We start from the raw sequence: 20,128 nt of genomic DNA, 5'->3' as shown, positions 1-20,128 counted from the left end.
GTCAGTGGAAGAAGTGGCGCGTGCCGGTGAAGTACATCGTCACGCCCGCCTTCTTCGCGGCCTCCACGACCTGCTCGTCGCGGATCGAGCCGCCCGGCTGCACGATCGCCTTCACCCCGGCCGCGATCAGGATCTCGGGGCCGTCCGGGAAGGGGAAGAACGCGTCCGAGGCGGCGTAGGAACCGCGCGCCCGCTCCTCACCGGCCCGCTCGACGGCGAGCTTGCAGGAGTCGACGCGGTTGACCTGGCCCATGCCGACGCCGACCGAGGCGTTGTCCTTGGCGAGGAGGATCGCGTTGGACTTGACGGCCCGGCAGGCGCGCCAGGCGAAGGCGAGCTGGGCCAGCTCGTCGGCGGACAGGGCCTCGCCGCTGGCGAGCGTCCAGTGCGCCGGGTCGTCGCCCTCGGCCTGGAGCCGGTCGGTGACCTGGAGCAGCGCACCGCCGTCGATGGGCTTGACCTCGGCCGGGTGGGAGGGCGCGCCCTGCGCCTTCAGCACCCGGATGTTCTTCTTCCTGGCGAGGGCCTCCAGCGCGCCGTCCTCGTAGTCCGGGGCGACGATGACCTCGGTGAAGATGTCCGCGACCTGCTCGGCCAGCTCCTTGCTGACCGGCCGGTTCACGGCGATCACACCGCCGTAGGCGGAGACCGGGTCGCAGGCGTGCGCCTTGCGGTGCGCCTCGGCGACGTCCGCGCCGGTCGCGATGCCGCACGGGTTGGCGTGCTTGATGATCGCCACGCACGGCTCGTCGTGGTCGTACGCGGCACGGCGGGCGGCGTCCGTGTCCGTGTAGTTGTTGTACGACATCTCCTTGCCGTGCAGCTGCTCGGCCTCGGCGAGACCGGCACCGGTGCCGTCGGTGTAGAGCGCGGCGGGCTGGTGCGGGTTCTCGCCGTAGCGCAGGGTGTTCTTGCGCTCCAGCGTGGCGCCGAGGAACTCGGGGAAGGCCGAGTCGTCGGCGGGCGCGTAGGACGCGGCGAACCAGCCGGCCACCGCGATGTCGTAGGACGCGGTGTGCTGGAACGCCTCGGCGGCCAGCCGCTTGCGGGCGGCCAGGTCGAAGCCGCCGTCGCGGACCGCGGCGAGCACGTCGGCGTACCGCTCGGGGCTGGTGACGACCGCGACCGAGGGGTGGTTCTTGGCGGCGGCGCGCACCATGGAGGGGCCGCCGATGTCGATCTGCTCGACGCACTCGTCGGGCGACGCGCCGGAGGCGACCGTCTCGCGGAACGGGTAGAGGTTGACGACGACGAGACCGAAGGGCTCCACGCCCAGCTCGTCGAGCTGGCGCCGGTGGTCGTCGAGACGCAGGTCGGCGAGGATGCCCGCGTGCACCTTGGGGTGCAGGGTCTTGACCCGGCCGTCCAGGCACTCGGGGAAGCCGGTCAGCTCCTCGACCTTGGTGACGGGCACCCCGGCGGCGGCGATCCTCGCGGCGGTCGAGCCGGTGGAGACGAGTTCGACCCCGGCCTCGTGCAGCCCGCGGGCCAGCTCCTCCAGACCGGTCTTGTCGTAGACGCTGACGAGCGCGCGCCGGATGGGCCGCTTGTTGCTCTCGGCGGTCACAGGATTACTACCTTTCGTCCCTCGATGCGATAGCCGTGGCGGGCGAGCCGGCTCACGACCTCGACGAGCAGCCTTCGCTCGACTTCCTTGATGCGCTCGTGCAGCGCGCTCTCGTCGTCCTCGTCCCGGATCTCGACCACGCCCTGGGCGATGACCGGACCGGTGTCGACGCCGTCGTCGACGAAGTGGACGGTGCAACCGGTGACCTTGGCGCCGTACGCGAGCGCGTCACGGACGCCGTGGGCTCCCGGGAAACTGGGCAGCAGGGCCGGGTGCGTGTTCACGAACCGCCCGCCGAAGCGCGCGAGGAACTCCTTGCCCACGATCTTCATGAACCCGGCGGAGACGACGAGATCGGGCTCGTGGGCGGCGACCGCCTCGGCGAGCGCCGCGTCCCACTCGTCGCGGGTGGCGTGGTCCTTGACCCGGCACACGAAGACCGGCAGCCCGGCGCGCTCGGCGCGCGCCAGCCCCTCGATACCGTCGCGGTCGGCGCCCACGGCGACGATCTCGGCGCCGTACGACTCGGCTCCGGCCTCCGCGATCGCGTCGAGGAGCGCCTGGAGGTTGGTGCCGGATCCGGAGACCAGCACGACGAGGCGCTTGGCCACGGGCTTGGCGGCCACGGTGGGGCCCTTTCTCGGGGAGCTGTTCTTGTACGGTCGTACGAATGCTTCGGGTCCCCGGATACGGGGAACCCTACGAAGCAGCCGACCGCCAGCAACGATACCGGCACTCCTGACGGCCCCCGTGGGACGGGGGCGCGGCCGGGCGGTAGCGTCTGCACCGGCCTGGTACGGGAACGCGCCGGGGACACCCGGGGAACGCAGTGTGCGCTCCGGGCGTTCAAGGGGTGAGGGACGTGCCGGACACCGGTCCGACCAGTTGTGACTCACCAAGGGGAAGACGCTCACTTGATGCCCGACCGCAGCCTGCGCCTCCGCATCCTCCCAACGCTGTCGGCGCGGGGAGGGGAGCGCGGCACCGTGCTGCTGCGGGAGCGCCCCTCCACACCGCCGGACGCGCCCTCGGGCGGCGACGACGGCGGCCGGGGCGGCACCACCCCCGGTACCCCCGGTACCCCCGAGGACAATCCCTTCGCCCCGCCCGCCGAGGGCACGCCCGACCAGCCGTGGCGGCCCCGGCACCCGGGCGGCCAGGACTCCGGACAGGGGAACGGCCAGGGTCAAGGGCACGGCCAGGGCCAGGGCCAGGGGCCCGGTGGCGGTCCGTCTCCCTGGGGCAGTCAGTGGAGCGACCGGCAGCCCGGCCGCTCCCCCGGCGGGTTCGGCGAGCGGCCCCAGCGTCCCGGGGGACCCGAGCAGCCGGGCGGCGGACCGGGCGGTCCGGGCGGTCCCGGCCGGGGCTCCGGCATGCGCTGGGACCCGACCGACCCCGCCCAGCGCCGCGCCCGCTTCTCCCTGCTCGCCGGTATGTGGGCCGTCTTCTTCGTGCTCTTCGGCTGGTCACCCGTCGCCCTGCTGCTCGGCGCGCTCGCCCTGTACTGGGGCATCAGCGCGCTGCGGTCCGAGCCGCGCCGGGCCGGTGCCGGAGCGGGGACCGGTCCGGCGGCGGGCGGTGCGGGACGGCCGCAGGTTCCGGGCCCGTTCCCGGGTCAGGCGCCGGGACAGCTGCCTGGGCAGGTCCCCGGGCAGGTTCCGCCGCAGGGGCAACTGCCTCCGGCTGTGCCCCAGGCGGGTCCCGGGGCCGGTGCGGGGACCGGTGCGGGGGGCAACCGCCCGCAGCTCACGGCGGCGATCAGCGGCCTGGTCACCGCGTCCCTCGCCCTCGCCCTGGTGCTGGCCGGTTTCGCCGCGCAGTTCGTCTACCGCGACTACTACTCGTGCGTGAACGACTCGCTCACGCACCAGGCCCAGCAGTCCTGCGACCGGCATCTGCCGCAGGAGCTGCGGGGCATGCTCGGCACGGACGACTGAGACCGCGGGCCGCCCGGTCCCTTCAGGGGGACGGGGGCGGGGGCGGCGGGGCGGTCGGCGGTGTGCTGGGCGCGGGTCCGGCGTCGCCCGGTTCCGGCGGCTCGGGCGGCTCGGGTTGCCTGCTGTCGGCGGTACCGGTGGTGCCCGTGGGTGCGGTGGGTCCGCTGCCGGTGCTGTCCGGGCCGCCGGTCTCGGGGGCCGCGCGTGCCGTGGGCTCCCAGGTGGCCTCCCCGGCGGCCGACGGGTCCAGCGGCAGCACATCGTACGGTTCGAGGGCGGCGTCGTAGCGCGCGGGCAGCAGCCGCCCGCCGGTGTCCGCGCCCCGCGCCCCGCTCGCGACGGCCCTGCCGCCTCCGGTGTTCCCGTCCCTGCCGCCGGTGTTCCCGCCCTTGCCGCCGTCGCGCGGCCGCCCGCCCTCGCGGGGCCTGCCGATGCGCTGCCCGGCCGTCTCCGCGATCACCTGGACCCGTACACCGTGGCAGCGCCAGGCCCGGACGAGCACCGCCGTGGGCACCGCCGCCACCGAGGTCCACAGCAGCGCGGCCCCCGCGACCTGCCAGCCCACCGGGCCGAAGGCGTCCAGGGTGCCGTTGCCCAGCGGGCCGCCCGCCAGTTCGGCGAGCACTCCGAGCCCGGTCGCGCACAGCAGGCACGCGAGGGCCGCCCCGCCCGCCGCCCGCCGCCACGGCCAGGCCCGCACCCCGGTCAGGGCGCCCGTGGCGTCCGGCACCTCCCGCACCGCCGCGCCCGCCACGAACCAGCCGATGACCAGCCCGGCCGCCACCGGCACCGCGGCCGTCAGCAGATGCAGCGGCGTACCCGGGCCCGCGTCCGGCACCGCCGCCAGCAGCGGGAAGGGCGGCAGCAGCGGCGCCGGGTCGGAGGCGAACGGGCCGACGGTGTGCCCGACGCCGAGCGCGAAACCGGGCCCGAGCGTGTACGCCGCCGCCCACAGCACCGCGTTCGGCAGCAGCGCCAGACAGAGCAGCAGGATCGCGAACCGGCCCGACCAGCCCTCCGTCAGCCGCAGGAAGGCGCCCTGCGCGGCTCCGCCGTGCCCCACCAGCGACACCCCGAGCACCAGCGCGCCGCCGCCGACGAACACCACGGCACCGGCACCGGCCGCCCGGGAGGCGGCGCCCAGGCGCGCGCGGGGCCCGGGAGCGAGCAGCAGGCGCCGCACGCCGGGTGAGAACCGGCGCAGCGCCTGCTCCAGGGGCGCGCGCGGGCAGCCGTACGCCGCCCAGACGCCGCTGCCCGCCGCCGCCGCGACGGTGCACGGCACCCACAGCAGCGTCGAGAACCACGCCGGGTGCAGTGCCCCGCCCGCCGCGTAGACCACCGCGCCGGTCGCGACCGCCAGATAGCCGCCGACCACACCCGCCCAGGCGGTGCGCGGGGGCACCAGCGGCCCGCCGTCGCCGCTGTCGGTCGCGTCCCGCGCCGCCCGGTGCACCAGCAGCAGCGGCGCCACGGCCAGCAGCAGCGGGATCAGCCCGATGGGCGCGGGCGCACCGGTGAGGGTGTCGGCGCGGACCAGTCCGGCGCCGTGCGCCAGCAGCCACAGCGCGGCGGCCGTGTGCAGCGCGCCGCCCGGACCGCTGTCGGGGTACGGCGAGCTGATCCACAGCACGATGCCGAGCACGGCGAACGAGCCGAGACCGAGCCCGGCCGCGACCACACCGCCCAGGAGACCGGCGCCGAGTCCGGGTGAGCGGTCCCGCACCCGGGCGCGCAGGCGTGGCAGCGGCGGACGTCCATGGGTCGTCTGGATCACGCCCGCCATGCTCCCAACGTCACACGCATTCCCGGCGCAACAGGCGAACCTCCGCTGTGTCGCTCAATATACGTTTATGTGCCTATTCACACGGAGGGACGCACTGTGACGAACAGTCATACGAAGCCGCTGCCCCCGCCCCCGCCCCCGGTCGCCCGACACACCGGTACCGACGCCTCTCTGACGCCTGCTCAGACCGGCGCCCCGCTGACGCCCGCTCAGGCATTCGACGCGCTGTACGCCTTCTGCGCTCCCGCCCTCGTCCGCCAGTCCTACCTGCTCACCGGCCGCCGGGACCGCGCCCGCGAGGCCGTGGAGCGCGCCTTCCAACTGGCCTGGCAGCGCTGGCCCGAAGTGGCCCACGACCGCGACCCGGCAGGCTGGATGCGCGCGCTGGCGTACGACTGCGCCCTCTCCCCCTGGTACCGCTTCCTGCCCCGCAACCGGATCCCCGACCCGCCCCCCGAGCCCGCCGACCGCGCCCTCCAGCACGCGCTGCTGCGCCTCCCGCCGTCCTACCGGCGCACGCTCGTCCTCTACGACGGTGTCGGCCTCGATCTGCCGGAGACCGCGGCGGAGACCGAGGCGAGCACCCCGGCGACGGCCAACCGGCTGATGCACGCCCGCGAGGCCGTCGCCGCCTGCCTGCCCGAACTGGCCGACCCGGCGGAACTCCACCGCCGTCTGGTGCGGCTCGGCTCCGCCTGGCACCTCGCCGCGACCGGCCCCGCGAAGGGGACCGCGATGGGCCCGGGGGTGGCGGTGGCCGCGGGTGCGGGGATCGCGGTGGGGAGCGTGGTGGGCGCGGGCGCCGCGGTGCGCGCCGGAGTCCCTGTCGTCGGGGCCCCGGCGGGGCCGGGGGCGGCTCCGGGCGCTGGGTCCGGGACGGGGACCGGGTCCGGGACCGGGACGGGCACCGGGTCCGGGACCGGGACGGGCACCGGGTCCGGGGTGCCTGCCGGGCCGGCGGCTCCGGTGGCGGTGCGCACCGCCGGGGAGCGCAGCACCCGTTTCTGGACGCGGTCCGCCATCGCGTTCACCGTCACCATCATCGGCGCCACGGCGCTCACCCTGCACACCGCGCCCACCCGCTACTTCGCGCCGGTCTCCCCCGGCCACGCGGTCCAGGGCCTCCCGGTGCCGGGCGCGCTCGGCCCGCTGTCGCAGCAGGAGCAGCGGCTGCGGGCCGCGCTGAAGAAGCAGGCCGACGCCGGACCGGAGCGGCTGGCGCCCGAGGCCCGGTGACCCGGCCGCCCACGCGGCTTCGGCCCCGGATACGGCGGTGGGCCCGCACCCGGCATGTCGCCGGGCGCGGGCCCACCGGTGCTCCGCTCGCGCGAAGGCGCTTTCTCCAGCGCCTTCTCCGGCGCTTTGTCAGGCGCTGAGGATGGCGCGGGCCAGCTTGGCCGTCTCGGTCGGGGTCTTGCCGACCTTGACGCCCGCGGCCTCCAGGGCCTCCTTCTTCGCCTGGGCGGTGCCGGACGAACCGGAGACGATGGCACCGGCGTGGCCCATGGTCTTGCCCTCGGGCGCGGTGAAGCCCGCGACGTAGCCGACGACCGGCTTGGTCACGTTGGCCTTGATGAAGTCGGCCGCGCGCTCCTCGGCGTCGCCGCCGATCTCACCGATCATGACGATCAGGTCGGTGTCGGGGTCGGCCTCGAACGCGGCGAGCGCGTCGATGTGCGTGGTGCCGATGATCGGGTCACCGCCGATGCCGACGGCCGTCGAGAAGCCGATGTCCCGCAGCTCGTACATCATCTGGTACGTCAGCGTGCCGGACTTCGAGACCAGGCCGATGCGGCCCGGCTTGGTGATGTCGCCCGGGATGATGCCGACGTTCGACTGGCCCGGGGTGATGATGCCGGGGCAGTTCGGGCCGATGATCCGGGTCTTGTTGCCCTTCTTGCCCGCGTACGCCCAGAAGGCCGCCGAGTCGTGCACGGCGATGCCCTCGGTGATCACGACGGCCAGCGGGATCTCGGCGTCGATGGCCTCGACGACCGCGTCCTTGGTGAACTTCTCCGGCACGAAGATGACGGAGACGTCGGCGCCGGTCTTCTCGATGGCCTCGGCGACGGTCCCGAAGACCGGTACCTCGGTGCCGTCGAAGTCGACGGTCTGACCCGCCTTGCGCGGGTTCACGCCGCCCACGACGTTGGTGCCGTCGCCCAGCATGAGCTTGGTGTGCTTCATGCCCGTGGAGCCGGTCATGCCCTGGACGATGACCTTGCTGTCCTTGTTGAGCCAGATAGCCATGGTGTGTTGGTGTCCTCGTCCTGAGTGCTTACTTGGCGGCGTGGGCCAGCTCGGCTGCCTTGTCGGCCGCGCCGTCCATGGTGTCGACGCGCTGCACCAGCGGGTGGTTCGCGTCGGTGAGGATCTTCCGGCCCAGCTCGGCGTTGTTGCCGTCGAGGCGGACGACCAGCGGCTTGGTGACCTGCTCGCCGCGGTCCTCCAGGAGCTTCAGCGCCTGGACGATGCCGTTGGCGACCTCGTCGCAGGCGGTGATGCCGCCGAAGACGTTGACGAACACGGACTTGACGTCCGGGTCGCCCAGGATGATCTCCAGGCCGTTCGCCATGACCTGGGCGGAGGCGCCACCGCCGATGTCCAGGAAGTTGGCGGGCTTGACGTTGCCGTGCTGCTCACCGGCGTACGCGACGACGTCCAGGGTGCTCATGACGAGACCCGCGCCGTTGCCGATGATGCCGACCTCGCCGTCGAGCTTGACGTAGTTGAGGTTCTTCTCCTTGGCGGCGGCCTCGAGCGGGTTGGCCGCGGCCTTGTCGTGGAGCTCCTCGAAGTCGGGGTGACGGAACTCGGCGTTGTCGTCCAGCGACACCTTGCCGTCGAGGGCGATGACCTCACCGGAGGCGACCTTGGCCAGCGGGTTGACCTCGACCAGGAGGGCATCCTCCTTGATGAAGGTGTCCCACAGCGTGACCAGGACGTTCGCGACCTTGTCCGCGACCTCGGCCGGGAACTTCGCGGCCTCGACGATCTCGCGGGCCTTCTCCGGGGTCACGCCGTCGATGGCGTCGATCGGGGTCTTGGCGACGGCCTCGGGGCGGGTGGCCGCGACCTCCTCGATCTCCATGCCGCCCTCGACGGAGGCGATGGAGAGGAAGGTGCGGTTCGCGCGGTCGAGGAGGAAGGAGACGTAGTACTCCTCGACGATCTCGGGGGCCGTCTCGGCGATCATCACCTTGTGGACCGTGTGGCCCTTGATGTCCATGCCGAGGATGTCCGTCGCGCGCGCGACGGCCTCGTCCGGGGTGGCGGCGAGCTTCACACCACCGGCCTTGCCGCGACCACCGACCTTCACCTGCGCCTTGACGACGGACTTGCCGCCCAGACGCTCGGTGATCTCGCGCGCCGCCTCAGGCGTGTCGATGACTTCACCGGCCAGCACCGGTACATCGTGCTTGGCGAAGAGGTCCCTCGCCTGGTACTCGAACAGGTCCACGCGCTTCCGTCCCTATCAGTGATCTCGCGGTTCGTTGGATGCGTGGGCGTGCCGCGAAGGGCAACGTGACGTCCGCTTGTCACAAGGGGGGCGCACACGGTGTCCGAGCGCGCGGCATGTCCATCTCGCAGGTTATCGCCGCTTGCCGGGGCGCCATAAATCCAGGGTCACACGTGAGCGGTGATACCTGTCACATGATGCCGTCCCACCTGGCACCGCGTGCCGCGCGAGGGCCGGTCCCGCGAGGTCTCACCGGGCTGGGGTTGACCCGGTGAGACCCCTGGAAGAGCCCCGAGGGGGGCTCGGGCCGGCTGATCCCCACCCCAATGGGGACCAGCCGGTCCTTCCGCAGGTTCCGAGGGGACGACCGGAGAAACCGACGGCTTTCGGCCATCCGGGTCCGCTGGTCCCGCGGAGGCGTCCGTGCGAGGGGCACCGATACTCGCACGCGCCTCCCGTCGCCGCGCAAGCCCCTATTACCGACGAGTAGAACGGGCTCCTCCCTTGTCCGGCCCTGTCCGGTTTCATCCGGCCCCACCTTCCGCCCGGGGCGCATCACACCGTCGCGGGGACGGGCAGCGGGCGCTTCTCGATCGCCGCGGCCATCACCTCCGGGAACAGGTCGGGCGTGCAGGCGAAGGCCGGTGAGCCGAGCGCCGCCAGCGCCGCCGCGTGCTCCCTGTCGTAGGCGGGCGCCCCCTCGTCGGAGAGCGCGAGCAGCGTCACGAACTGCACCCCCGACGCCTGCATCGCCGCGACCCGCTTCAGCATCTCGTCGCGGATGCCTCCCTCGTACAGGTCGCTGATCAGCACCACCACCGTCTCGGCGGGCCGGGTGATCTGCGACTGGCAGTACGCCAGCGCCCGGTTGATGTCCGTGCCGCCGCCGAGCTGGGTGCCGAAGAGCACGTCGACCGGGTCGTCGAGCTGGTCGGTGAGGTCCACGACCGCCGTGTCGAACACGACGAGCCGGGTGCTGATCGACCGCATCGACGCCAGCACCGCCCCGAACACCGAGGCGTAGACCACCGAGGCCGCCATCGACCCGGACTGGTCGATGCAGAGAATGACCTCCTTCTTCACCGACTGGGACGCCCGCCCGTAGCCGATCAGCCGCTCCGGCACGATCGTGCGGTACTCGGGCAGATAGTGCTTGAGGTTGGCCGCGATGGTGCGGTTCCAGTCGATGTCGTGGTGGCGGGGCCTGCTGATGCGGGCGCTGCGGTCCAGGGCGCCGCTGAGCGTGGCCCGGGTGCGCGTGGCGAGCCGCTTCTCCAGGTCCTCCACCACCTTGCGCACCACGGCCCGCGCCGTCTCCTTCGTCGTCTCGGGCATCGCCTTGTTGAGCGACAGCAGCGTGCCGACGAGGTGCACGTCCGCCTCCACCGCCTCCAGCATCTCCGGCTCCAGCAGCAGCGCGGACAGGCCGAGCCGGTCGATGGCGTCCCGCTGCATGACCTGGACGACGGAGGAGGGGAAGTACGTCCGGATGTCCCCGAGCCAGCGCGCCACCGAGGGCGCCGAGGCGCCCAGACCGGCCGAACGGTCCCGCGCGCCCCGGCCCTGCGGCTTGTCCCCCTTGCCGTAGAGCGCGGCCAGGGCCGCGTCCATCGCCGCGTCCCGCCCGGTCAGCGCGCAGCCGGTGCCGTCCGCCGCGTCCCCGCCGAGCACCAGCCGCCACCGCCGCAGCCGCTCCTGCCCGGGGTCCCCCGCGCCGGTCACTCCGGTCGTGCCCGTCATGCTCCCCACATCCCTCATGTCCCCCGTGGTCCTGCCGTTGTCCCCCGTGGCCCTGCCGTCCCCCGTGCCCCCGCCGTCTCTGCCGTCCCCCGTGACTCTCATGCCTCCCGCGTGCGGGCCGGTCGCCTCTGGTGCCCCGGTCGCCTCGCTCCCCTCCGCCGGTGTCATCTCGCCGCCCCCGCGTACGCGTCACCGGTCTCCGCCACGGCTCCCGGGCCGGAACCCGCCGCCGCCCCCGCCCCGGCTCCGCTCTCGTCCAGACCGAGCAGCAGCCGCACCACCGGCAGCACCGCTCCGGCCCGCTCGGGGTCGAGGTCCGCGGCGAAGCCGGGCGTACCCGCCGCCGGGCTCCCGGCCGGGCCGCCCCCGTCGTGGGCCGGGCCGCGCCGCACCAGTTCCCCGAGGGTTCTGCGCACCCCGGACTCGTACGCCGAGAAGGTGCGCCGCAGCAGCGGCAGCACGTCCGTGAAGGCGTCCGCCGGGACTCCGGTCAGCCAGGCGTCCACCAGCCCGAGCAGCCGCTCGTCGTGCACGAGCAGCATCCCGCCCCCGCCGCCGACGAAGCCCTCGATCCATGCGGCGGCGTCCGGCGGCGGTGTGCCCGGGGAGAGGGCGAGCCCCATGAACCGGGCGGCCCGGTCCTGGGCGATCTCCCCCTCGTCGAGCAGCAGCCGCACCGCCCGGCCCCGCACGACGCCGGGCACGGTGTCCCGGCCGGCCAGGGTCCGGAGCACGCCGTGCCAGCGGGCGCGCAGATCGCCGTGGCGGGCGTCGAGGGTGTCCCCGAGCAGGCCCACCGCCGTGTGCACGGCGTCCACATGACGGCGCATCTCCTGCGCCGCGTCCGTGTCCAGGCCGACGCAGCCCGGGGGCAGTCCGACGAAGACGCGCTCGGCCAGCCCCGCGGCGACCCCGGCCAGGGCCTCGGTGTCCGTGCCGCGCACATCGCCGTAGCGCAGCGAGCGGACCAGGGCGGGCAGGGCCTGTGCGAGATGCCCGACGTCCGCGTCGAGCGCGGCGCGATCAGCGAGCACCCGCATCACCACCGGCAGCGCGTCCGGCAGTTCGGCGAGCAGGCAGCGCTCGGCGAGGGCGGTCACCTCGGCGAGGACGTCCGTGCCCACGGCGTCCGCCTCCGCCCTGGCGGTGGCGGCGGAGAGCACGGTGGTCCCCCACACCCCGGCCTCCGCCACCCGCACCGACAGCTCCGGCTCCCAGCGCAGCCGCCAGGTCTCACGGAAGGTGCCGGTGCTGCCCCGGGAGGCGGCGGGCTCGCCCCAGTCGACGCCCAGCAGCCGCAGCCGGTGCAGCAGCCTGCTGCGGCCGGCGTCGGTCTCCTTGCGCAGGTCGAGCTCCAGCTCGCGCTCCAGCGCCTCCGGCTTGAGCCGCAGCCGGCGCTGAAGGCGGGTCAGGTCCCGCTGCAACGGCACCGCGGGCGCCGCTTCCGGCACCTCGCCCAGGACATCCCCGACGACGAGCCGGTCGCGCACCAGGGCCAGCGGCACGTCCGATCCCTCGCACATCACCGCCCGCACCGCGTCGGTGGTCTCGCTCAGCCCCGGCAGCGGACGGCCCCGCATCGCCGCGAGCGTCTCGGCCAGCCGTACCGCCTCGATGACATGCGCGGAGGAGACGATCCGGTCCTCCTCGCGCAGCAGCCCGGCCACCTTCGTCAGCCACCGCTCGACCGGCCGGTCCGGCACGCCGAACAGGTGCGCGTACCAGCCGGGCGCGTCGATGCCCGCGCCGTACCCGCTGAACCGGGACAGCCTGCGGTGCGTCCACGGCACCCAGGTCATGTCCGTCTTGACCTTGGGCAGCCCCTTGAGCAGCGCCCGGTCGGCGGTGACGGTGACCCGGTGCCGCAGCGCGGGCACATGCCAGGCTCCGCACACCACGGCCACGCCGTCCCCGAACTCCCGCTGCGCCGCCCGCACCTGGAGCCGCATGTGCGCCTCGCGCACGAGGTCACGGTCCCGGCTCCCGTACGTCTCGCGCAGCGCGCCCATGGCCTCCTCCAGCACCAGGAACGGGGCGAACGCGTCCTCGCTCCGCGGGCCCCGGTGCTCGACGACGTCCTCCCACCAGCGCTCGGGGTCGTCGTATCCGGCCGTCGCGGCGAGCACGGCGAGCGGATCGACCCGCACGTCGGCGCCGGGGGCCGGGACGGAGCCGGGACCGGTGGTGGTCTCGCCGTCCGGGTCGGCGGGGTCGGCCGGATCGCCGGGGGCGGCTGGGTTGTCGAGGTCGGCCGGGTTGTCGAGGTCGACGGGATCGGCGGCGCCCGTGTCGGCGTCGTCCGTGGGGCCGGTCACCGCCTCTTCCTCTTCCTCTGCCGCCTGCCACGCCAGGGTGTGGGTGGCCGGGAGGTCGATGAAGCGGGCGGGCACCCCGTGCTCCAGCGCCCAGCGCAGGGCGACCCACTCCGGGGAGAAGTCGGCCAGCGGCCAGAACGCGGAGCGGCCGGGCTCGTCCACCGCGTGGGCGAGGAGGGCGACCGGTGGCCGCATGTCCTCGTCGGCGGCGAGCGCGATCAGCGCGTCCGCCTCCGGCGGGCCCTCGATCAGCACCACCGGGGGCCGGGCGGCGTCCAGCGCCGCCCGCACCGCCCGCGCCGAACCCGGCCCGTGGTGCCGCACCCCGAGCAGCAGCGGCCCCGCCCCGGCCCCGCGGCTCTCCCTCTCCTTCTCGCCGTCCCGCCCGTTCCCCTTCTCGCCCTTCCGGCCGTTCTCCTTCTCGCCGTTCCGCCCGTCGCTCCGCTCAGCGCCTGTCACGCCGTCCCCCCTGTGCGCGTCGTCCCCGTCCGCCCGTCCAGCTCGGCTCCTCGTCGGCACCGGCCCGCACGGCGCCGTCCCCCGCGCCGTGCCCCATGACTCCCGTCCCGGTCACGCGCTCACCTCCCGGCAGGCCCGGTAGAAGTCCTTCCAGCCGTCGCGCTCGCGGACGACGGTCTCCAGGTACTCCTGCCAGATGACGCGGTCGGCCGCCGGGTCGCGGACCACGGCGCCGAGGATGCCCGCGGCGACGTCCCCGGCCCGCAGCACACCGTCGCCGAAGTGCGCGGCCAGCGCGAGCCCGTTGGTGACGACGGAGATCGCCTCGGCCGTGGACAGCGTGCCGCTGGGCGACTTGAGCTTCGTACGGCCGTCCGCGGTGACGCCGTCGCGCAGTTCGCGGAAGACGGTGACCACCCGGCGGATCTCGTCCACGCCGTCCGGGACGGACGGCAGGTCGAGGGAGCGGCCGATCTGGTCGACGCGGCGCGAGACGATGTCGACCTCGGCGTCGGGGGTCTCCGGCAGCGGCAGCACCACGGTGTTGAACCGCCGGCGCAGCGCGCTCGACAGGTCGTTGACCCCGCGGTCGCGGTCGTTGGCCGTGGCGATCAGGTTGAAGCCGCGGACCGCCTGGACCTCCTGGCCCAGCTCCGGTATCGGCAGGGTCTTCTCCGACAGGATCGTGATCAGGGTGTCCTGCACATCGGCGGGGATGCGGGTCAGCTCCTCGACGCGGGCGGTCATGCCCTCCGCCATGGCCCGCATGACCGGGCTGGGCACCAGGGCGTCGCGGCTGGGGCCGTGCGCGAGCAGCCGCGCGTAGTTCCAGCCGTAGCGGATGGCCTCCTCCGGGGTGCCCGCCGTGCCCTGCACCAGCAGCGTGGAGTCGCCGCTGACCGCGGCGGCGAGGTGCTCGGAGACCCAGGTCTTGGCGGTGCCGGGCACACCGAGCAGGAGCAGGGCGCGGTCGGTCGCGAGCGTGGTGACGGCGACCTCGACGATCCGCCGCGGGCCGACGTACTTCGGTGTGATCACCGTGCCGTCCGGCAGGGTCCCGCCGAGGAGATAGGTCGCCACGGCCCACGGCGACAGCTTCCAGCGGGCCGGGCGCGGCCGGTCGTCCTGCGCCGCCAGCGCGGCCAGTTCGGCGGCGAAGGCGTCCTCGGCGTGCGGGCGCAGCGACTGCGCGCTCTGTTCCTCGCCCGTGTTCGCGGGCGCGGAGTGCTCGTGGCTCGGTTCGACGGACGTCGGTTCAACGGTCACAGACATGGCTGAGGCCCCCTCCAGCTCGGCCGGTTCGGATCTGCCACCAACCGTGCACCACCCCACTGACAATGCGTTCCGACCTGCGAAAACACTCTCGCGAGGCCGATTGTCAGTGGGGGGATCTACCTTCGATGGCATGACTCAGCAGGGGGTGCGCTGGACCGCGGACCAGGTGCTGGCACTGGCACCTGACCCCGCGTCACGCAAAGCGGGAAGCAAACTCGGCACGGCGGGACCGTGGTCCGAGACGGGGAGTGCGGACGAAGGGACGGTGTGGGGGCTGTGCAAAGGCAGCGGCAGCAAGCCGTATCAGACGGTCGTGGACCTCGCCGACGCGGCGGGTCCCGCGTACAAGTGCAGTTGTCCGAGCCGTAAGTTCCCGTGCAAGCACGCGCTCGGGCTGCTGCTGGTGTGGGCGGGCGGCGAGAGCGCGCTCGCGACCGTGCCCGAGGAGCGGGCACCCGAGTGGGCCGCGCAGTGGCTGGCGGGCAGACGCAAGCGGACCGCGGACAAGGCGGAGCAGCGGGCGGGGCAGGAGGCCCGGGGCGCCGCCGATCCGGAGGCGGCGCGGCGGCGTGCGGAGCGCCGGGCCGAGCGGATCAGCGCCGGGGCGGCGGAGCTGGAGCAGCGGCTGTCCGATCTGCTGCGCGGCGGTCTGGCCGCGGCGGAGCAGGCGGGGTACGGGCTGTGGGAGGAGACCGCGGCCCGCATGGTCGACGCGCAGGCGCCGGGGCTCGCGGCCCGGGTGCGGGAGCTGGGCGCGATCCCGTCGTCCGGACCGGGCTGGCCGGTGCGGCTGCTGGAGGAGTGCGCGCTGCTGCATCTGCTGGACCAGGGCTGGCTGCGCCACGAGCGGCTGCCCGGTGAGCTGGCGGCGACGGTCCGCTCCCGGGTGGGTCTGCCCGCTTCGGCGGACGGCCCGCCGGTGCGCGACCGCTGGCTGGTCCTCGCCCAGTACGACACGGCGGACGCGAAGCTGACCACCCGCCGCATCTGGCTGCACGGCGAAGCGTCCGGGCGTACGGCACTGCTGCTGTCCTACGGCGCGGCCGGCCGGGCACCGGAGATGTCGCTGCCGGTCGGCCTGGCGCTGGACGCGGAGGTGGCCGCGTTCCCGGGCGCCGGGCGGCAGCGCGTGGCCCTGGGCGAGCGGTTCGCCGCCCCGGCGCCCGCCCGAATACGTCCGCCCGGGGTGACGACGGCCGAGGCGGCGGCGCGCTACGGCGAGGCGCTGCGGGACGACCCCTGGCTGGAGTCGGTCCCGGTGACGCTGCGGGACGTGGTGCCGGTACCGGCCGGGGACTCCTGGCAGCTGGCCGACGCCGGGACGGACCGGGCGCTGCCCCTGACCGCGGCGGCCGGCGGCCGCCCGGGGCTGTGGCGGCTGGTGGCCCTGTCGGGCGGTGCGCCGGTCACGGTGTTCGGCGAGTGCGGGCACCGCGGGTTCACCCCTTTGACGGTCTGGCCGCAGGGCGACGGAGAAGCGGTGACGCTGTGCTGATGACCTGTACACCGTCTGCGACATTCGCCCCGGTCGGAGGGGTCCTGGTGTCCGGCATCGGAGTGACGTCGGGGCGAACCGCGGGGCGTGCCGAGCGCAGCGGGAAGTCTCACCCGAAAGGCGCACCCCGGCCCCGGCGGCCCCGGCAGCACCTCACGAGCCCGCCCTTCCTCATCAGACGCACGCATTTCTCCCGGCTCACGCATTTCTTCCGTACCAGGGGAAACCCGGACCGGGTGACCCTCCGAGCACCCTCAGGCACCCGGCAACGGAAAGGACGCTCATGATCAGGACCTCCGCCCCGGTGGAAGCGCCCGCAGCGGGCGCCTGGGAGGAGTTGGTCACCACCGCCCTGCTCGGCACCGACCGGCGCAGGCCCCCGGCGGGCGTGCCCGGCCGGGACGCCCCGGCGGCCCTGCTGGACGCGGCGGCCGAACAGACCGTGGCCCGGCGCGCGGGCCTGCTCCCGGCGCCCGCGGCCGAGCGGATCCCGCAGGCGCCCGCCGACCCGCGCCCGGCCCTGCCGCCCGCCGCCGCCGACCGGCTCGCCATGCTGCTGGCCGACCGACCCGGCGCGGGCGGCGGCGGACGCAGGGGCACCGCACCGGACCTCATGGAACTGCTGCCCCAGTGGCTCGCGGCGGCCGACGCGCACGGGTACGCGGCGCCCGCGCAGGCGCTCCCGGCGCTGCTGGACGCGGCCCGGGGGCGTACGGATCTGCGGCCCGCCGCGCTGGCCTTCGCCGGTCCGCGCGGGCTGTGGCTGGCCCGGCTGAACCCGGAGTGGCGGTTCGCGCTGCGGGCGGCCTCCGGCAGTGGTGCCGCGCTGCCCGGCCCCGAGGACACCGGCGGGGTCCGCCGCCTGTGGGAGGAGGGCCTGTTCGCCGAGCGGGTCGCGCTCCTCGCAGCGGTACGGCGGCAGCGACCGGACGCGGCCCGCGACCTGCTCGCCGGCACCTGGGCCACCGAGCGGGCCGAGGACCGGCTGATGTTCCTGGACTCGCTGCGCACCGGACTCGGCCCCGCCGACGAGCCGTTCCTGGAACAGGCCCTCGGCGACCGCAGCCGCAACGTCCGCTCGACCGCCGCGGAGCTGCTGTCGGCGCTGCCCGGGTCGGCGCTGGCCGCGCGGATGGCGGACCGGGCCGCCGCCTGTGTCGCCGTCGACCGCACGGGCGGCACCCCGGTGATCGCCGTTGAGGCCCCTCACGAGTGCGACGCGAGCATGGAGCGCGACGGTGTCGTCCCCAGGGCTCCGTCAGGGAGGGGTGAGCGGTCGTGGTGGCTGGGCCAGCTGCTGGAGGCCGCCCCGCTCGGCACGTGGTCCGCGCGCCTGGGCGGGCGCGCGCCGCAGGAGATCGTGGCGCTGCCGGTGGCGGACGACTGGCAGGGCGAGCTGCACGCGGCCTGGTGCCGGGCCGCCGTACGGCAGCGGGACGCCGTGTGGGCGCGGGCGCTCCTCGGGGAGCCCGCGGCGCCCGAGGCCGGCGGGCCGGGCGCGGTGTCCCTGGCCGAGCGCGCCAAGCTGCTCGGCACGCTGGGCGCCGCCGAACGGGCCGACTGGGTCGCCGGGTTCATCGCGGCGCACGGTCTGTCCGAGGCGTTTCAGCTGCTCGGGATGTGTGCGGTGCCGTGGGCCGGACCGCTCGGACGGGCGGTGGTCGACGCGCTCAACATCGCGCGGGACGCAGGGAGCTACCCATGGAGTTTCAGTGGTGTGATGGGACTGGCCGAGCGCTGTCTGGACCCGGTGGAGGCGGCCCGGCTCGACGGGCTGCTGGCGGTGCCGGACGAGACGGAGGACACCTCGCCCGGCGCCGGGGGGTACTGGGCGGAGGCGTTCCAGCGGCTGGTCACCACCTTGCGCCTGCGCCGGACGATGGCCGAGGAACTGGCGCCCGCCCCCGGCTGAGCACCACCCCGCCCCCGTGCGGCGCCCGCCTCGGGGCGCCGGGCGCGCGGGGGCGGCGCGGGGCCCGGTGGCACGGGGGCGACGGACCGGGGCCGTGCGTTCAGATCGAGCCGGTCCGGGGTGCGGCGCCAAAGCCCGAAGGCCCAGCCCCCTCCCGGCGGGAAACCCTGTCCGGGTGGGAAGCCCTGTCCGGGCGGGAGGCCCTACGCCTGGGCGGGCTGGCGGGCGTTGGCGCGGACCCAGTCGACGATCGCCTGGGTGGTCGCGCCGGGGGTGAAGATCTCCGCGACGCCCTTCTCCTTCAGCGGCGCGATGTCCGCCTCGGGGATGATGCCGCCGCCGAAGACGACGATGTCCTCGGCCTCGCGCTCGCGGAGCAGGTCGATCACGGCGGCGAACAGCGTGTTGTGCGCGCCGGAGAGGATGGACAGGCCGATCGCGTCGGCGTCCTCCTGGATCGCCGTGCCGACGATCTGTTCCGGGGTCTGGTGGAGGCCCGTGTAGATGACCTCCATACCGGCGTCGCGCAGCGCCCGCGCGATCACCTTCGCACCGCGATCGTGGCCGTCGAGCCCCGGCTTGGCCACCACCACGCGGATCGGACCGGCTGCCACACCCATCACTGCCTCCATGAAGCGACTTCCTACGCCCACCACGGGACGGACGCCCCGCACCACGTCGTCCGGGGAAGTGAACGAACGTTATCTCCAGCATCCCGCACCCGGCAGTTTCACGGCACGGAGCGAGGGGGAAATCACACGCAGGGACAACCGCTCGGCCACCTCGGGCAGGAGCGGACGCACGAGCGACGGCACGGAGCGGACCACGCCGCGCACGGGGGACCCGCGGACCGCCTCCCCGTGCACCGCGCACCGTTCCCCGCCGCCCCGCCCCGGAAGCCGCGGCCGGGCCCCCGCGCCTCCGGGACCCGGGCCAGGGGAGCCGGTCGTCACCCGGCGCCCCGGCGAGAGCACCAGGGACGGACCGGCGGGCGCGCGGGGCGCCTCACCGCGACCGCCCATGAGAGCACCGGGGGGACAGAGCCGTCCTCCCGCGTGCCGACAGGAGGTCGGCCATGAAGGTCACCAGCGTCGCAGACCCGATCCTGCCGTTCTGCCAGCGTCTGCTCCCGGCCAAGGTCGCGGGCCTCTCACTGGACCTGCTGAAGGCCACGGCCCTCGAACTGGCGATCCTCGCCGGGCACGTCCTCCTCTATCCCTCGGGGATCGTCCAGGAGCGCCGCGCCGCCGCGGGCCCGGCGCCCGCGCCGGACGCCGCCGCCCAACTGCCCGTCGAGGCCAAGCCGCCGGTGGTCCTGCTGCACGGCTTCATCGACAACCGCTCGGTCTTCGTCCTGCTGCGCCGCAGCCTCGCCCAGCACGGCCGGCATCAGGTGGAGTCCCTCAACTACTCGCCGCTGACCTGCGACATCCGCACCGCGGCCGAACTGCTCGGGCGGCACATCGAGGAGATCTGCGAGCGCACCGGCAGCAGCCGGGTGGATGTCGTCGGCCACAGCCTCGGCGGCCTGATAGCCCGTTACTACGTGCAGCGGCTCGGCGGCGACCTGCGTGTGCGCACCCTCGTCACCCTGGGCACGCCGCACGCGGGCACCCGGGTCGCCCCGCTGGCCAACGCGCATCCCATCGTCCGCCAGATGCGCCCGGGTTCGGAGCTGATCGAGGAGCTGTCCCGTCCGGCGCCCGGCTGCCGTACGTACTTCGTGAGCTTCTGGAGCGACCTCGACCACCTGATGGACCCGCTGGAGTCGGCCTGCGTCGAGCACCCGGACCTCAGCGCGGAGAACGTCCGGGTGAGCGGCATCGGCCATCTCGCGCTCTGTGTGCACCCCGCCGTGGCCGGGGGGATACGCGAGGCCCTGGACACCGTGCGGCCGGGCGACCCGTCGGCTGCCCGGAACGGAGAGCGGGGCGGGGACGGAGGCGGGGACGGCGGGGTCACCGTGGCCTGACCAAGGGCCTGACCCGCCGGCCTGACACTCCCCCACCGGACACCGGCCGCCCGCCTGCGGACCGGCATTGGCCCATCAGGGTCGAACATCACCTCGAACACAGGGCCAAGGCTCTGTCCGCAGTCCGCCGAATCACGGCCGATTGCCCGTTTCCCGTCGGCGGGAAACCTGCCGAAGATTGTCGCGCCCGCGTACCGCCGGGTACAGTCG

Annotated in this window: 14 protein-coding genes; 5 read left to right on the top strand and 9 right to left on the bottom strand. The window is 74.6% G+C overall.

The features are described from left to right. Position 1: 1 nt before the first annotated feature. Positions 2-1,567 (bottom strand): bifunctional phosphoribosylaminoimidazolecarboxamide formyltransferase/IMP cyclohydrolase, encoded by a 1,566-nt coding sequence (purH, locus tag B086_RS0102895; protein ID WP_018564911.1) that lies wholly within the window; start codon positions 1,565-1,567, stop codon positions 2-4. Beyond that, the gene (gene purN, locus B086_RS0102890; protein WP_018564910.1) at positions 1,564-2,193 is read right to left on the bottom strand and encodes a phosphoribosylglycinamide formyltransferase; all 630 of its coding nucleotides are present in this window, start codon (positions 2,191-2,193) and stop codon (positions 1,564-1,566) included. The genes purH and purN overlap by 4 nt, the downstream gene beginning before the upstream one ends. A gap of 291 nt (positions 2,194-2,484) precedes the next feature. Between purN and B086_RS45260 the strand changes: the two genes are divergently transcribed. Beyond that, the gene (locus B086_RS45260; RefSeq protein ID WP_018564909.1) at positions 2,485-3,504 is read left to right on the top strand and encodes a hypothetical protein; all 1,020 of its coding nucleotides are present in this window, start codon (positions 2,485-2,487) and stop codon (positions 3,502-3,504) included. A gap of 22 nt (positions 3,505-3,526) precedes the next feature. On the opposite strand, the gene B086_RS0102880 is transcribed toward B086_RS45260, so the two are convergent. Continuing rightward, a complete protein-coding gene (locus B086_RS0102880; protein WP_018564908.1) occupies positions 3,527-5,290 on the bottom strand; it encodes a DUF6350 family protein in 1,764 nt (587 codons plus the stop codon). 96 nt (positions 5,291-5,386) lie between these two features. On the opposite strand from B086_RS0102880, the gene B086_RS0102875 reads away from it, so the two are divergent. Then, entirely contained in the window at positions 5,387-6,526 is a 1,140-nt protein-coding gene (locus B086_RS0102875) for an RNA polymerase sigma factor (RefSeq protein ID WP_018564907.1), read from the top strand. A gap of 129 nt (positions 6,527-6,655) precedes the next feature. Here the strand turns inward: B086_RS0102875 and sucD are convergent, their stop codons facing one another. From sucD to B086_RS0102850, 5 genes are all read right to left on the bottom strand, one after another. Further along, entirely contained in the window at positions 6,656-7,540 is an 885-nt protein-coding gene (sucD, locus tag B086_RS0102870; RefSeq protein ID WP_018564906.1) for a succinate--CoA ligase subunit alpha, read from the bottom strand. Between the two features lie 28 nt (positions 7,541-7,568). Next, complete coding sequence (gene sucC / locus B086_RS0102865) at positions 7,569-8,750, bottom strand: ADP-forming succinate--CoA ligase subunit beta (RefSeq protein ID WP_018564905.1); 1,182 nt, start codon at positions 8,748-8,750, stop codon at positions 7,569-7,571. Positions 8,751-9,305: 555 nt separating this feature from the next. Then, positions 9,306-10,490, bottom strand: a complete 1,185-nt coding sequence (locus B086_RS0102860) for a vWA domain-containing protein (RefSeq protein ID WP_018564904.1) — start codon at positions 10,488-10,490, stop codon at positions 9,306-9,308. Between the two features lie 164 nt (positions 10,491-10,654). Further along, positions 10,655-13,129, bottom strand: a complete 2,475-nt coding sequence (locus B086_RS0102855) for a DUF5682 family protein (RefSeq protein ID WP_420712526.1) — start codon at positions 13,127-13,129, stop codon at positions 10,655-10,657. Positions 13,130-13,375: 246 nt separating this feature from the next. Then, positions 13,376-14,536, bottom strand: coding sequence for an ATP-binding protein (locus tag B086_RS0102850; protein ID WP_018564902.1), 1,161 nt, complete (start codon positions 14,534-14,536; stop codon positions 13,376-13,378). 133 nt (positions 14,537-14,669) lie between these two features. Here B086_RS0102850 and B086_RS0102845 point away from each other — a divergent pair, with 133 nt between their 5' ends. After that, positions 14,670-16,034: an SWIM zinc finger family protein gene (locus tag B086_RS0102845; RefSeq protein WP_037872691.1), complete on the top strand. Its 1,365-nt coding sequence runs from the start codon at positions 14,670-14,672 to the stop codon at positions 16,032-16,034. Positions 16,035-16,317: 283 nt separating this feature from the next. Continuing rightward, positions 16,318-17,946 (top strand): DUF5691 domain-containing protein, encoded by a 1,629-nt coding sequence (locus tag B086_RS0102840; RefSeq protein ID WP_018564900.1) that lies wholly within the window; start codon positions 16,318-16,320, stop codon positions 17,944-17,946. 203 nt (positions 17,947-18,149) lie between these two features. Here the strand turns inward: B086_RS0102840 and B086_RS0102835 are convergent, their stop codons facing one another. Then, positions 18,150-18,566 (bottom strand): cobalamin B12-binding domain-containing protein, encoded by a 417-nt coding sequence (locus tag B086_RS0102835; RefSeq protein WP_018564899.1) that lies wholly within the window; start codon positions 18,564-18,566, stop codon positions 18,150-18,152. Positions 18,567-19,021: 455 nt separating this feature from the next. Between B086_RS0102835 and B086_RS0102830 the strand changes: the two genes are divergently transcribed. After that, positions 19,022-19,918 (top strand): esterase/lipase family protein, encoded by an 897-nt coding sequence (locus tag B086_RS0102830; protein WP_018564898.1) that lies wholly within the window; start codon positions 19,022-19,024, stop codon positions 19,916-19,918. The last annotated feature ends 210 nt before the right edge of the window (positions 19,919-20,128 follow it).

Origin of the sequence: Streptomyces sp. PsTaAH-124, assembly GCF_000373685.1 — a bacterium.
Taxonomy (GTDB): domain Bacteria; phylum Actinomycetota; class Actinomycetes; order Streptomycetales; family Streptomycetaceae; genus Streptomyces; species Streptomyces andamanensis.
This window is presented reverse-complemented; position numbering and strand designations above follow the sequence as displayed.

Excerpts from the sequence above, each read along its gene's own strand:
- B086_RS0102880 (WP_018564908.1), bottom strand. The coding sequence starts at position 5,290 with ATGGCGGGCGTGATCCAGACGACCCATGGACGTCCGCCGCTGCCACGC.
- B086_RS0102860 (WP_018564904.1), bottom strand. The coding sequence starts at position 10,490 with ATGACGGGCACGACCGGAGTGACCGGCGCGGGGGACCCCGGGCAGGAG.
- B086_RS45260 (WP_018564909.1), top strand. The coding sequence starts at position 2,485 with ATGCCCGACCGCAGCCTGCGCCTCCGCATCCTCCCAACGCTGTCGGCG.
- B086_RS0102830 (WP_018564898.1), top strand. The coding sequence starts at position 19,022 with ATGAAGGTCACCAGCGTCGCAGACCCGATCCTGCCGTTCTGCCAGCGT.
- sucD (WP_018564906.1), bottom strand. The coding sequence starts at position 7,540 with ATGGCTATCTGGCTCAACAAGGACAGCAAGGTCATCGTCCAGGGCATG.
- B086_RS0102840 (WP_018564900.1), top strand. The coding sequence starts at position 16,318 with ATGATCAGGACCTCCGCCCCGGTGGAAGCGCCCGCAGCGGGCGCCTGG.
- B086_RS0102835 (WP_018564899.1), bottom strand. The coding sequence starts at position 18,566 with ATGGGTGTGGCAGCCGGTCCGATCCGCGTGGTGGTGGCCAAGCCGGGG.
- B086_RS0102845 (WP_037872691.1), top strand. The coding sequence starts at position 14,670 with ATGACTCAGCAGGGGGTGCGCTGGACCGCGGACCAGGTGCTGGCACTG.
- B086_RS0102850 (WP_018564902.1), bottom strand. The coding sequence starts at position 14,536 with ATGTCTGTGACCGTTGAACCGACGTCCGTCGAACCGAGCCACGAGCAC.